This window comes from Silanimonas algicola, assembly GCF_054777375.1.
Map to the genome: position 1 here is coordinate 325,680 of NZ_BAAHAS010000001.1, position 12,640 is coordinate 338,319.

The 12,640-nt window shown below is 69.9% G+C and carries 10 protein-coding genes; 3 read left to right on the top strand and 7 right to left on the bottom strand.

What is annotated here, in order from left to right; all coding sequences use genetic code 11:
* Positions 1 to 27 precede the first annotated feature (27 nt).
* Together mscL and ACYVAK_RS01660 are read left to right on the top strand one after the other, a co-directional pair.
* Positions 28 to 444 (top strand): large-conductance mechanosensitive channel protein MscL, encoded by a 417-nt coding sequence (gene mscL, locus ACYVAK_RS01655; protein ID WP_461057323.1) that lies wholly within the window; start codon positions 28 to 30, stop codon positions 442 to 444.
* Positions 444 to 1,883: a M20/M25/M40 family metallo-hydrolase gene (locus tag ACYVAK_RS01660; protein WP_461057325.1), complete on the top strand. Its 1,440-nt coding sequence runs from the start codon at positions 444 to 446 to the stop codon at positions 1,881 to 1,883. Before mscL ends, ACYVAK_RS01660 begins: the two co-directional genes overlap by 1 nt.
* 42 nt (positions 1,884 to 1,925) lie before the next feature.
* On the opposite strand, the gene ACYVAK_RS01665 is transcribed toward ACYVAK_RS01660, so the two are convergent.
* From ACYVAK_RS01665 to pyk, 7 genes are all read right to left on the bottom strand, one after another.
* On the bottom strand, positions 1,926 to 2,852 hold the full coding sequence (locus ACYVAK_RS01665) for a class I SAM-dependent methyltransferase (protein ID WP_461057327.1): 927 nt from the start codon (positions 2,850 to 2,852) through the stop codon (positions 1,926 to 1,928).
* Positions 2,849 to 4,078: a hypothetical protein gene (locus tag ACYVAK_RS01670; protein WP_461057329.1), complete on the bottom strand. Its 1,230-nt coding sequence runs from the start codon at positions 4,076 to 4,078 to the stop codon at positions 2,849 to 2,851. Before ACYVAK_RS01670 ends, ACYVAK_RS01665 begins: the two co-directional genes overlap by 4 nt.
* 52 nt (positions 4,079 to 4,130) lie before the next feature.
* On the bottom strand, positions 4,131 to 4,958 hold the full coding sequence (locus ACYVAK_RS01675) for a TrmH family RNA methyltransferase (protein ID WP_461057331.1): 828 nt from the start codon (positions 4,956 to 4,958) through the stop codon (positions 4,131 to 4,133).
* Entirely contained in the window at positions 4,955 to 8,116 is a 3,162-nt protein-coding gene (locus tag ACYVAK_RS01680; RefSeq protein WP_461057333.1) for an efflux RND transporter permease subunit, read from the bottom strand. Before ACYVAK_RS01680 ends, ACYVAK_RS01675 begins: the two co-directional genes overlap by 4 nt.
* Before the next feature lie 10 nt (positions 8,117 to 8,126).
* Positions 8,127 to 9,197, bottom strand: coding sequence for an efflux RND transporter periplasmic adaptor subunit (locus ACYVAK_RS01685; RefSeq protein WP_461057335.1), 1,071 nt, complete (start codon positions 9,195 to 9,197; stop codon positions 8,127 to 8,129).
* Positions 9,198 to 9,455: 258 nt separating this feature from the next.
* On the bottom strand, positions 9,456 to 10,460 hold the full coding sequence (locus ACYVAK_RS01690) for a class I fructose-bisphosphate aldolase (protein WP_461057337.1): 1,005 nt from the start codon (positions 10,458 to 10,460) through the stop codon (positions 9,456 to 9,458).
* A gap of 103 nt (positions 10,461 to 10,563) precedes the next feature.
* Positions 10,564 to 12,030 (bottom strand): pyruvate kinase, encoded by a 1,467-nt coding sequence (gene pyk, locus ACYVAK_RS01695; protein WP_461057339.1) that lies wholly within the window; start codon positions 12,028 to 12,030, stop codon positions 10,564 to 10,566.
* A 70-nt stretch (positions 12,031 to 12,100) separates the two neighbouring features.
* Between pyk and ACYVAK_RS01700 the strand changes: the two genes are divergently transcribed.
* Positions 12,101 to 12,640, top strand: coding sequence for a hypothetical protein (locus ACYVAK_RS01700; protein ID WP_461057341.1), 540 nt, complete (start codon positions 12,101 to 12,103; stop codon positions 12,638 to 12,640).

Sequence of the window (12,640 nt, forward strand, 5' to 3'; positions counted from 1 at the left end):
CTTTTTTCCACGACCTGAGGATCACCCATGGGCATGCTGTCGGAATTCAAGGAATTCGCGATGCGCGGCAACGTCATCGACCTCGCGGTAGGCGTGGTCATCGGCGCCGCGTTCGGGAAGATCGTCTCCAGCCTGGTCAGCGACGTGATCATGCCGCCGATCGGCTGGCTGATCGGCAACGTCGACTTTTCGGCCTTGGAATGGGTCCTGCAGCCGGCATCGACCGCGGCCGACGGCACGTCCATTGCGGCCGTCAGCATCAAGTACGGCCTGTTCCTCAATGCGATCATCCAGTTCGCCATCGTCGCGTTCGCCATCTTCGTGGTGGTCAAGGCCATCAACAGCCTGCGCAAAGCCGAACCGCCGGCCCCTGCGGCACCTCCGGAGCCCAGTGCCGAAGCGAAGCTGTTGGCCGAAATCCGCGACGCGTTGAAGGCCCGCTGATGCACCGCTTCGTCTTTGCCATCGGCGTCGCGCTCGGCGCCACGGGTACCGTGCATGCCACCACCGGCCTCGATGCCGATGATCTGCGCACTGCGGAAACCTTGCGCGACGCCGCGCTGCGCGGCAGCCCGGCGTTCGACCTCGTCGAGGAGCTCACCACCACCATCGGTCCACGCCTCGCCGGCACGGAGGCCGACCACCGAGGCGTCGCGTGGGCGGAGGCGAAGATGAAGGCGTTGGGGTTCGACAAGGTCTGGCGCCAACCGGTGAGCTTTCCCTACTGGCTGCGTGGTCACGAATCGGCCGCGATCGTCGGGACGCATGCGCAACCCCTGGAAGTGACCACGCTCGGCGGCTCGGTGGGCACGGGTGGGGCGCCGATCGAAGCCGAGGTCGTCGCCTTTCCGGACCTGGCCGCCTTGCAGGCGGCGCCCGACGGCAGCCTCGACGGCAAGATCGCCTTCGTTGCCTACCGCATGGGCCGCGCGCGCGACGGATCGGGCTACGGGCCGGCGGTGGGGGCACGCAGCAACGGAGCGTCGATCGCCGCGCGCAAGGGCGCTTTGGCCCTGTTGATCCGCTCGATCGGCACCAGCGGCAACCGCTTCGCCCACACCGGGCAGATGCGCTATGCCGAGGACGCACCGAAGATCCCGGCTGCCGCGCTGTCGGGCCCGGATGCCGACCAGATCAGCCGCTTGGTCGCCCGCGGTGAGAGCGTGCGCGTTCGCCTCGACCTCGCGGCCGTGACGGCCGGCATCGGCCAGAGCTGGAACGTCATCGGCGACGTCACCGGTCGGGAGAAAGCGGACGAATTCGTCGTGATCGGCGGCCACCTCGATTCCTGGGACCAGGGCACGGGCGCGCTCGACGACGGTGCAGGCGTGGCGATCACGATGGCCGCCGGCGCGGCCATCGCCGCGCTTCCGACGGCGCCGCGGCGCACCGTGCGCGTGATCGCGTGGGCCAGCGAGGAAAACGGCCTCATGGGCGCCCGCGAGTACGCGAAGCACGTGGGTGGCGATTGGTCGGACCACCAGGTCGCCGCCGAGAGCGACTTCGGCGCGGGACGCATCTATGCCTTGCGCTCAAGCACCTCGCCCGAGGCCAAGCCGGTCATCGACGCCATCGGCGGCGTGCTGGCCCCGCTCGGCATCGCCACCGAATACGGCGTGGGCGGCCCGGGCCCGGACGTCGGGCCGCTGGTGATGCTGGGCGTGCCCTGGGGACAGCTGGCGCAGGACGGGACGGACTATTTCGACTACCACCACACGCCGAACGACACCCTCGACAAGATCGACCCGAAGGCCCTCGACCAGCAGGTCGCCGCGTACGCCGCGTTCGCCTACCTCGCGGCGGAGACGACGGTGGACTTCGGCGAGGCTCAGCGGCCGCCAGCAGAGAGACCCGCTCCGCGCCGGGAGGGCGCGTCGCGTTAGGGGGCCGCACGCCGGATGGACCGGGCCCAGCGCAGCAAAGGGCTAGCGCTCGGCCCTGAGGGCCCACACGCCGAACAGGGCATGTTCCGGTGCGAAGCTGCGGACCCATTCCGCGCGGCGGAAGCCGGCCTCGCGGAGAGCGTCCAGGAGATCCCATCCGAAGTGGTAGAAGCACAGCACGCCGCCCGAGACGGGATCACCGTGGATCTCCTCGGGCTCGAGGTGCTCGATACGGCCGTCGTCACGACGCCGGGCGCGGACGAGGGTGCGTTGCTCCGTCTCCAGGAAGGGCACGGTCAGCACCAAACGCCCACCCGGCGCGAGCACGCGCGCGAATTCGCGCAACGCGGCGCGGTAGTCGGGGACATGTTCGAGCACGTCGAAACAGCCGATGGCATCGAACGACGCGTCGGCATCCGGCAATGCGGTGATGTCGGCCTCGTTGAGCGCTCCTCGCCCCCCCTGGCGCTGGAACCACCACTGGAGCCTGGAGCGCCGGGCCCCGTCGAGGCCGAACTCGCTGCCGCGTACCGTCGGCAGCTGCCGCTGCAACCAGAGGAACGCGGGGGACGCCTGTTCGGTGACGTAGACGCGCGCCGTCGCAAGCGGCACCCCCTCCAAAAGGAGCGAAAGCGCCTGCCGCATGCGCGCATTGATGCCACATCGGCTGCACGCCAGGCCTTCGCGGACATCGAAACTCGCGGCGTCGCCCGGACGACCGAACAGGCCCCGCTCCGCGCACAGCGGGCAATGGGCGGACAGCCCCCGATGGCCGCCCGCCTGCGCCAGCTGCTTACCGGCCAGCCACTGTGCCTTGAAGCGCTCGTGTCCCCCACCGTCGCGCACGTCGAGGAAATCGACGAGGCACGACCATGCTTCCCCGGGCACGCCCAAGCGGCCGGACTCGATGCCGCCCGGCCGCGGCGCCCGGAGGCCCAGGCGCGACCAGAGGTGGCGCAGGCGCATCATCGCAACAAGGGAGAGTCGAGCACCCGGGATGGCCGGCCGATCACGTCTTCGACGACGGACGCGAGGTCTTCGCGCGAGACTTCGCGGATCTCCACAAGCTGCCGCATGACATCGTCGAGCGACTTCGCGTCGCCCGTGGCGCGGCGGATCTCGCGATCCAGTTCGCGGAACAGGCCCACCGCGCGCGCCGTCTTCGGGCCCCAGCTGCGGTCGCCGTCAAGAGAACGGACGTTGCGGCCATGGTTCTGCATCCAGTCGAACGCGCGGTCACGGCGCTGGTCGCTGAGCAGGCCGGCACGATTTAGGAGGGTGATCGAGTAGAACTCGGCGCTGCCCTCGGCGATCCAGTCATCCCCCTCGGCCCCCCGGATGCGGGTGACCAGGTGGACGAGTTCATGCACCAGCGTGGACGTGCCGTTCTCGCTGATCAGCGGCCGGTCGGCGTGCAGGTAGAGCGAGCGCGGGCCGGACAGACCGCCGCGCCACATCGGGTCGCCCGCGCTGACGATCAGGATCTTCGAGGGCAGGTCGCCGAAGGCGGCGCGCATCTCCGGCGCGACCAGGTTGATGAAGGCCAAGGCGTCGTTGCGGCGGACCGGATCGCCGACCGGGCCGGCGATGCTCACTTCCATGCCGTCGATGAACTCGCGGCGCGTACCCACCGAGCCGGCGATCATCCAGCCCACCGGACGGTCGAAACGGCGCTCGGCGTTCACGACGACGAAGCCCTTGCGGTCGCGGGTGTGCACGAAGGGCGTATCGACGTTGGTCCAACCCGGTGGCAGGTCGAAGAACAGACGCGCCGAGGAGTCGGAACCGGCCGTGGTGCGTACCGCCATCGACGGCACGAGGTCGTCGCCGCGGACGATGGCCCAGTCGCGCGTCAGGCGGGCGTCATAGCCGCCGCCGCGGCGCTGGTGGTCGACCTTGTAGCGCCAGCGCAGGGTCGAGGCGCGACGCGCATCGGGCACCCAGGTCCAGCGGTCGCCGGTGTTCCGCAAGGTTCCGCCTTCGGCGCGCACCTGCGAGTAGCGCGCCGGGTCGAAGCGCACCTCGAGGTGGGTGGCGCGGCCACTGCCCGGCGTGTGTGTCATCGCGACGTCGGCCACACCCTGCGCCGGCACGAAGGCCACGCGGTAGTCGATGTCGTAGCGCGTGCGCTCGGCGGCGTGGAGCGGCGAGGCGAACAGCAGGCACAGCAGGGCGAGGCGGATCAGGGCGGTCATGGGAGCGGGGCCAGAGCCATGGACGGCGAACGGCCCGCAGTATGCCCAAGCCTCAACGCCGCTGGCGGCACCATTCGGCCAGCAGGACGGCCGTCGCCGAGGCGACGTTCAGGCTTTCCACCCGGCCACTGCCGGGGATGCCGACCTTGCGCGAGCACGCGGCGGCGAGGGCGAGGTCGAGACCCTCGCCTTCGGCACCGAGCACCCAGACGCAGCGTGGCGGCAGCGGCAGGGCGTAGAGGTCGTCGCCGCCGCGCACCACGGTCGCCAGCAGCTGGAAGCCGAGCCCCTGCAGCTGCTGCGTGGCGTTGTCGCTGCGGCCGAGGCGGACGATCGGCACCGCCTCCGCACCGCCCTCGGCCACGCGCACGGCGGCACCGGAGAGGGCCAGCGGCGAGTCCTTCGGCAGCAGCGCGGCGGCCACGCCGAAGTGCGCGGCCGAACGCAGGATGGCGCCGAAGTTGTGCGGGTTGCCGACGCCATCGAGCCACAGCAGCTGGCAAGGGCCGGCCGGCAGGTCGCGCAGGAAGGCGGAGAGTCCGAGCTCCTCGGGGCGCCGCATCGCCATCACCACGCCCTCGTGGTGCTGCGTGCCGGCGACCTTGGCCAATTCGTCGGCGTCGACGACGGTGTAGCCGCGGCGGTTCGCCACGCACCATGCCATCACGTCGCGCAGCTCGCCCATGCGCTCGGCCAGCAGCCAGAGCTTGCGGAGGTCGCCCGGACGCGCGGCGAAGGCCGCCCGCACGGCGTTCAGGCCGAACAGGCGGATCTCGTCATCGTTGCGGGGCGGACGCGGACGCACGGGCTCCTCCGATCCTCCAGCGCGCCCGGGCGGCCCGCGTCGGCCCGGCCACGGTCCACGCGGCGGCGTGCTCATGCCTTGGCCTCACCATCGACGTGGATCGCCTCGAGCCGATCGAGTTCGCGGCCGCGGGCCTCCGGCGCCTTGGTGTAGGGGGCCACCCGCTGGTAGAGGGCCGGGATCACGTACAGCGTGAGGAACGTCGACAGGGACACGCCGAAGACGATGACGATGCCGATGGCATTGCGCGACGCAGAACCCGCGCCCGTGCCGAACATCAACGGCAAGGCGCCCGCCACCGTCGCGATGGACGTCATCAGGATCGGCCTCAGGCGGATGGACGAGGCTTCGATGATGGCCTCTTGCACGCTTCGCCCCTCGTCGCGCAACTGGTTGGCGAACTCGACGATGAGGATGCCGTTCTTCGCGGCGAGGCCCACCAGCATGATCAGGCCGATCTGGCTGAACAGGTTGATGCTGGCGCCCGGGCCCCAGAGCCCTGCCAAGGAAAGCAGGTGCATGCTCCAGAGACCGAACAAGGCGCCCAGCACGGCCAGCGGCACGGTCAGCATGATCACGAACGGATGCGCGAAGCTCTCGAACTGCGCGGCCAGAACGAGGTACACGATCAGCAGCGCCATCGCGAAGGCGAACAGGATGGCCGCCCCACTCTGCTGCGCTTCGCGGGCCTCGCCCTTCCAGTCGAGCTGCGCGTTCGGCGGAAGCACGCGGGCGGCCGCCTCCTCGACCCAGGCGGTCGCCTCGCCAAGCGTGTACCCCGGGGCCAGCGACGCGGAAATGGTGATGGCGCGCAGGCGGTTGAACCGATTGAGGCTGCCCGGCTCGGCGAGTTCGCGGAAGGTCACCAGCGAGGCCATCGGGATGAGCTGGCCTGCCGATGACCGGACGTAGAGGCCGCCGAGGTCCTGCGGCGTGGACCGGTCGTCGGTCTGCGCCTGAAGGATCACGTCGTACTCCTCGCCGCCGTCGACGAAGGTGCCCACCCGGCGCGAGCCCATCATGGTCTCGAGCGTACGCCCGATGTCCTGCACCGACACGCCGAGGGCGGCGGCGCGCTCCCGGTTGATGTCGATCCGCAGCTGCGGACGGGTTTCCTTGTAGTCCGAATCCGCGCCAAACATCTGCGGGTTGGATTCCATCTCCTTCAGCAGGGCGTCGCGCCACTGCGCGAGCTCGGCATAGTCGGGGCCACCGAGCACGATCTGGAACTGCTGGCCACCGCGCGAACGGGTCAGGCCCGAGCGCGCGATCGGCCGGGCCACCACGCCGGGCACCGACGACAGTTGCATGCGAACGTCGTTGACGACTTCGTTCGTGGTCACGTCGCGCTCGTTCCAGAGCTTCATCAGCACGATCGCGTTACCGGTGTGCATGTCCTGCTGACCGCCGCCGAAGCCGCCCGGAACGCGGGCGATGACGCGATGGATCGCGCCTTCTTCCTTGGCGTTGTCGAGCAGGATCGATTCGACCTGCTGCATCTGCCTGACGGTGTAGTCGAAGCCGGCGCCTTCGGGGCCCGCCACCGAAACGAAGAACGAGCCGCGGTCCTCCGGCGGCGCCAGCTCGCTCGGAACAATGCGGAACAGCAGGACGCTGAGGGCCATGGCGCCAACGGCGACCGCGGCGAAGACGCCGGTGCGGCCGACGTGACGCTCGAGCGAGCGACGGTAGGCGGCGGTCACCCGCGCAAGCAAACCGTCCACCTTGGCGGCGAAGCTGCCGGACGCCGGGCGATGCGGTTCGAGAAGCAGCGAACACATCATCGGCGTCAGCGTCAGGGCGACGAAGGCGGAGATGGCGATGGCGCCGGCGAGTGCAACGGCGAGCTCCCGGAACAGACGGCCGTTATTGCCCTCCAGGAAGGCGACCGGAACGAACACCGCGATCAGCACCGCCGTGGTCGCGATCACCGCGAACGCGACCTGCCGCGTGCCGCGACGGGCAGCCACCAGCCGCGGTTCGCCGAGGTCGACGCGACGCTGGCAGTTCTCCAGCACCACGATGGCATCGTCGACCACGAGACCGATCGACAGGACGATGGCAAGCAAGGTCAGAAGGTTGATCGAGAACCCGAAGGCCCACAGTGCGATGAAGGCCGCCGTCATGCAGACCGGCAACGTCACCGCGGGGACCAGCGCCGCGCGCACGCTCCCCAGGAACAGCCAGATCACGATCAGGACCAGCACCAGTGCCTCGCCGAGGGTCTTCCAGACCTGGAAGACCGCGACCTCGATGAACTGCGTCGAATCGAAGGCCACGCCCATCGAGATGTCGGGCGGAAGGGTCGCGTTGATCGAATCGAGCTCGGCACGCACCGCACGCGCGACGTCGATGGAGTTTGCGGTGGACGTCTTGATGATCTGGAAGCCGACCTGCGGCTCGCCGTTGCCGCGGAACCATGCGCGTCGCTCAGCCGCTTCGCGGCCAACCCTCGCCACGTCGCCAAGACGGACCGGGGCGCCATCCCGGCCATTGGCGAGCACAAGGGCCGAGAAATCCTCGGGGGTCTGGTAGGCGCGCGACATCCGCAGAACGAAATCACGCGTCGACGACTCCAGCTGCCCGGCCGGCAGCTCGACGTTCTCGCGCCGCAGGGCGCTCTCGACGTCGTTGACCGTGAGGCCGCGTGCCGCCAACGCCGTGCGGTCGAGCCAAACCCGCATCGCGTAACGCTGGCCGCCACCGAGGCGGGCACTGGCCACGCCCGAGATGCTCGAGAATCGATCGAGCAGGTACCGCTCGGCGTAGTCGGTCAATCCGAGGATGTCGCGCTCGGCCGAGGCGACATAGAGGAACATGATCGGCTCGGCATCGGCCGAGACCTTGGCGACCTGCGGCGGATCGGCCTCTTCAGGCAGCCGGTCGACGACGCGGCTCACGGCGTCGCGTACGTCGTTGGCCGCGGACTCGATGTCGCGGCTCAGGGTGAACTCCATGCTGACGTCGGCCCGACCGTTGCGCGAGGAACTCTCGATCAGGTCGACGCCCTCGATGCCCGCGACGGCATCCTCGAGCACCTGCGTGATGCGGCTTTCGACGACCGCGGCGGAGGCCCCGGGGTAGTCGACCTGCACGGAGACCACCGGCGGATCGATGTCAGGCAACTCGCGGAGGGTCAGCTGCGAGAACGCGATCAGGCCGACCACGATCAGCAGCAGGCTCATGACCGTCGCCAGCACAGGGCGACGGATCGACAGATCGGAAAGCACCATGGTGGCCTCCTCAGCCGCGCGCGGCGGGCGTGTCGACGGCGGCGACCTCGGCCGGGGCGGCCTCGGCGATCTTCTGCCCGGGGCGCAGCTTCACCGTGCCGTCGACGACCACGCGGTCTCCGGCGGACAGGCCCTCCAGCACTTCGACGCGGCCCGCCTCGCGGGCACCCAGCTTGACCGGTGCCATCTGCGCCACGCCCTCGCCATCGACGCGGTACACGAAGCTCAGGGTGCCGTTCTGCTGGACGGCGATCTCGGGAACGACCAGCGCTTCGCGCTCCTGCTGGAGCACGTTCAGGGCCAGCAGCATGCCTGGCAGCAGCTTTCCGTCGGTGTTCTCGACCGCGGCTCGGACCATCACCGAACGGGTCGCGATATCGACGCGCGAATCGACGCTCAGGATCCGTCCGAGGAAGACCTCGCCCGGCCAGGCGTCGCTACGGGCTTCGACCACGAGGCCGTCCGCCAGCTTGGCCAGGTGAACCTCGGGCACCGAAAAGTCGACCTGCATGGTGTCGATCGCGTCGAGCGTCGTGATCGTCGTCCCCGGTCCGAGCAGCTGGCCGGGGCTGACCTCGCGGAGGCCGAGCACGCCGGCGAACGGCGCCACGATGACTCGGTCCGAGACGCGGGCCATCGCCTGCTGCACCTGGGCCTGCGCGGCGTCGCGCGCGGCACGCTGGGCATCGAGCTGGCTGGTGGGGATGAGCTTCTGCTCGGCCAGCTGGCGCTGGCGCTCGTACTGGCGCTGCGCTTCGCGGGCCGCGGTACGCGCCGAGTCGAGGTCGGCGACATCGCCCCCGACGTCGAGGTCGACGAGCACCTGGCCGGCCTCCACGCGCTGGCCGCTCTCGAAACGGACCCGCTCGACGCGCTCGGACAGCTTCGAGGTGATCGCGATCGATTCGCTGGCGCGGGCGGTGCCGATCGCATCGAGACGATCGGTCCACGTGGCCATCGCCGCGGGCTGCGTCGTGACTACCGCCGGCGGCCCACCGGGTCCGCCCTGGCCGCCGCCCTGGCCACCGCAGGCAGCGAGGCCGGCACAGCCGATCATCAACACGAAAGACCGCAGGTTCATTCGGATTCCTTGTACGCAACCCTGCTGGCCAGGGCGTTCGGGGGCGGAGGATGCACGAGAGGGCGTCAGGGTCGCATCGAAAGCCGTCGCACTGCTGCAACGGTGCATTGCGGTAGAAGGCTGGTGGACCGCGGAAACGACGACGCCGGCGCGGCGGCCGGCGTCACGTGGGGGGAAGCAGCCTTCCATCCCCCACCCGCCGCAGCGCGGCGGGCGTTCGTACCGATCAGCGAGCGCTGCTCGCCGAGCGGCGAGTGGTTACCCTTCCCACTCGCCAAGGGCAGCGAGGCCGTTTTCCTTCGCGCGGGCATAGACGGTCTTCTGGGCCTCGGCGACGTTGTTCGCCGGGTCCTTCGCCCAGATCTTGAGTGCGGCGGCCTGCATCGCGCGGCCGTAGCTGAAGGAGAGCGGCCACGGGTTGCCTTCGAGCTGGTTCATCTCGTTGAGGTGGCGCGTGGCCTGCTCGTCGCTCTGGCCGCCCGACAGGAACACGATGCCCGGCAGGGTGGCCGGCACGGTGGCCTTGAGGCAATGCACCGTCTGAGCGGCCACTTCCTCGGCATCGGCCTGCTCGTCGCAGTCCTTGCCCGAGATGACCATGCTGGCCTTCAGGATGGTGCCCTCGAGCATCACGTTGTGCTCGTACAGGGCCGAGAACAGGCTGCGCAGCACGGCCTCGGTGACGTCGTAGCAGGTGTCGATGTCGTGGTCGCCGTCGATCAGCACTTCCGGCTCGACCATCGGCACGATGCCGGCTTCCTGGCACAGGGCCGCGTAGCGGGCCAGGGCGTGGGCGTTCGACTCGATGCAGGTGCCGGTCGGGATGTCCTCGCCGATCGAGATCACGGCGCGCCACTTGGCGAACTTGGCGCCGAGCTTGGCGTACTCCTGCAGGCGCTCGCGCAGGCCGTCGAGGCCTTCGGTCACCGTCTCGCCCGGGCAGCCGGCCAGCGGCTTGGCGCCGGTATCGACCTTGATGCCCGGCAGGATGCCGGCGTCCATCATCACCTTGGCGAACGGCACGCCGTCCTTGGTGCTCTGGCGCAGCGTCTCATCGAACAGGATCGCGCCGGAGATGTAGTCGGACAGGTTCGGCGTGGTGAGGAGCATCTCGCGGTAGGCGCGACGATTCTCCTCGGTGTTTTCGATGCCAACCGAGGCGAAACGCTTCCCGATCGTGGCGGTGGATTCGTCGATGGCGATGATGCCCTTGCCGGGGGCGACCATGGCCTGGGCGATGTCGGCGAGTTCTTCGATGCTCATTAGCGGGGGCTCGTCGGGTGGGAGAGACCCAGGATTATAGCCGAGCCCCGGCCCCGCCCCGGCCCGGCCACGCCGGTCCGCCAACAGGGCGCGGCACCATGGATCAGAGCTCGCCGAGACCCTCGACGTGCCCGCCGACCCCGATCTCGAGCAATCGCAGCGTGTTGGTGGCGCCGCGGCGCTCCATCGAGTCGCCGTTGGTGACGATGATGCGGTCACCGGCATCGAGCAGCCCGAGGTCATGGAGCTGCTTCGCCGCGGAACGGGCCGCCACCCCGGGTGACAGGCCGCGGGTATCGAAGTGGATCGGGAAGACGTCGCGCATCAGCGACATCTTGCGCCTGGCCTCGTCGAAGCGGCTCAGGGCGAACACCGGCACGGCGGCGCGGAAGCGCGAAAGGTGGCGTGCCGTACCGCCGGATTCGGTCAGTGCGACGATGCCCTTCAATTCGATGTGCTCGGTCAAGAACATCGCGGCCATGGCGATGGCCTCGTCGGCGCGCGTGAGGCCGCGGCGGGCGGCTTCGAAATCGGTGTCGTGCCGGAACTGGCGCTCGGCGCCAAGGCAGATGCTGGCCATCGCCTCGACCGACTTCACCGGGTACAGGCCGCTCGCCGTCTCGGCCGAGAGCATCACCGTGTCGGTGCCATCGATGACCGAGTTGGCCACGTCGAGCACTTCCGCGCGGGTCGGGATCGGGTTGTCGACCATCGACTGCAGCATCTGCGTCGCCGTGATGACGATGCGGTTCCGCGCCACCGACTCGCGGATGATCTTCTTCTGCAGGCCGGGCAGCTCGGCGTAACCGATCTCCACGCCGAGGTCGCCGCGCGCGACCATGATCACCTCCGCGGCCTCGACGATCTCGACGAGGTTTTCGATGGCCTCCGCACGTTCGATCTTGGCGACGATCTGCGCATCCGAACCGGCGGCGCGCGCCAGCTCGCGGGCCAGCTCGATGTCGGCCGCCGAACGGCAGAAGGAGACGGCGATGAAGTCCACGCCGAGCTTGGCGGCCGTGGCGATGTGGCCGCGATCCTCGTCGGTGAGGGCGCCAAGGCTGAGGCCACCACCGAGGCGGTTCAGACCCTTGCGGTTCGAGAGCGCGCCGTCGGTCATCACCTCGGTGTGGACGACGTCGCCGACGACCTTCTCGACCCGCAGGCTGATGAGGCCGTCGTCGAGCAGCAGGGTGTCGCCAGGCCCCACGTCGCGCGGCAGGCCGAGGTAGCTGCAGCCCACCTGCGTGGCATCCCCTGGCGGCGCGTCGGCGCGGCACACGAGGGCGAAAGCCTGGCCGGCCTTGAGCAGAACCTTCCCTTCGGCGAACTTCTCGATGCGGATCTTCGGCCCCGGAAGGTCGGCGAGCACGCCGATCTCCCGGCCGGTGCGCGACGCCACCGCCCGCACCGCGGCGATGCGCTGGGCATGCTGCTCGGCGCCGCCGTGCGAGAAGTTCAGGCGGACGGCATTGAGGCCGGCCGCCAGAAGCGCGTCGATGACGCCCGGGGCATCGGTGGCTGGGCCGAGGGTGGCGAGGATTTTGGTGCGGCGCAGCGGCTGGCTCATGGTCACGCGGTGTTGGGGGCGATCCACCGTACGCTACCAGACCTTCACGGATCCCAATGCCATCGACGCCATGCACACGATTGCACTGCCCCCGGCACCTCGCCGTCGGCGCCTCGCGCTGGGTGGCGCGCTGTTCCTCGCCGCGGACGCGTTGTTGATGGGGGTGGCCATCGGCTGGATCACCCGAGGCGAGCACCTCGGCCTCGCAGCCGCGCTGGCCGCCGCCGGGGTGGTCGTCTCCCTGCTGCTGGCCCGGGCCCTCTCGCGTCCGCCGCGCGCGACGCTGTCCGCCGAGGCCCTGCGGGTCGAGGCCGCGCATCGAACGTTCGTGCTCGACCACGCCGCCCTGCGCGGCGCGCGGATCGAGGAGATCGACCTCGCCACCCTGCCTGCTTCGGCGTTACCCAAACCCCTCGTCTCGACCTCGCCCTGGCGGACCGGGGATGCGCTCGGCTGGCAAGCCGATGGCCGAGGGCAAGCCTTGTTCTGCGCGGTGACCCGGCTCGGTCCCGCGCTGCGGATCGATGCGGGTGACGCCGGCGTCCTGCTGTGGACGCCGAGCGATCCGGCGGCAGCGCGGCAGGCGATCGCCGACGCCCTCGCCGGGTGA

Excerpts from the sequence above, each read along its gene's own strand:
- mscL (WP_461057323.1), top strand. The coding sequence starts at position 28 with ATGGGCATGCTGTCGGAATTCAAGGAATTCGCGATGCGCGGCAACGTC.
- ACYVAK_RS01660 (WP_461057325.1), top strand. The coding sequence starts at position 444 with ATGCACCGCTTCGTCTTTGCCATCGGCGTCGCGCTCGGCGCCACGGGT.
- ACYVAK_RS01665 (WP_461057327.1), bottom strand. The coding sequence starts at position 2,852 with ATGATGCGCCTGCGCCACCTCTGGTCGCGCCTGGGCCTCCGGGCGCCG.
- ACYVAK_RS01670 (WP_461057329.1), bottom strand. The coding sequence starts at position 4,078 with ATGACCGCCCTGATCCGCCTCGCCCTGCTGTGCCTGCTGTTCGCCTCG.
- ACYVAK_RS01675 (WP_461057331.1), bottom strand. The coding sequence starts at position 4,958 with ATGAGCACGCCGCCGCGTGGACCGTGGCCGGGCCGACGCGGGCCGCCC.
- ACYVAK_RS01680 (WP_461057333.1), bottom strand. The coding sequence starts at position 8,116 with ATGGTGCTTTCCGATCTGTCGATCCGTCGCCCTGTGCTGGCGACGGTC.
- ACYVAK_RS01685 (WP_461057335.1), bottom strand. The coding sequence starts at position 9,197 with ATGAACCTGCGGTCTTTCGTGTTGATGATCGGCTGTGCCGGCCTCGCT.
- ACYVAK_RS01690 (WP_461057337.1), bottom strand. The coding sequence starts at position 10,460 with ATGAGCATCGAAGAACTCGCCGACATCGCCCAGGCCATGGTCGCCCCC.
- pyk (WP_461057339.1), bottom strand. The coding sequence starts at position 12,030 with ATGAGCCAGCCGCTGCGCCGCACCAAAATCCTCGCCACCCTCGGCCCA.
- ACYVAK_RS01700 (WP_461057341.1), top strand. The coding sequence starts at position 12,101 with ATGCACACGATTGCACTGCCCCCGGCACCTCGCCGTCGGCGCCTCGCG.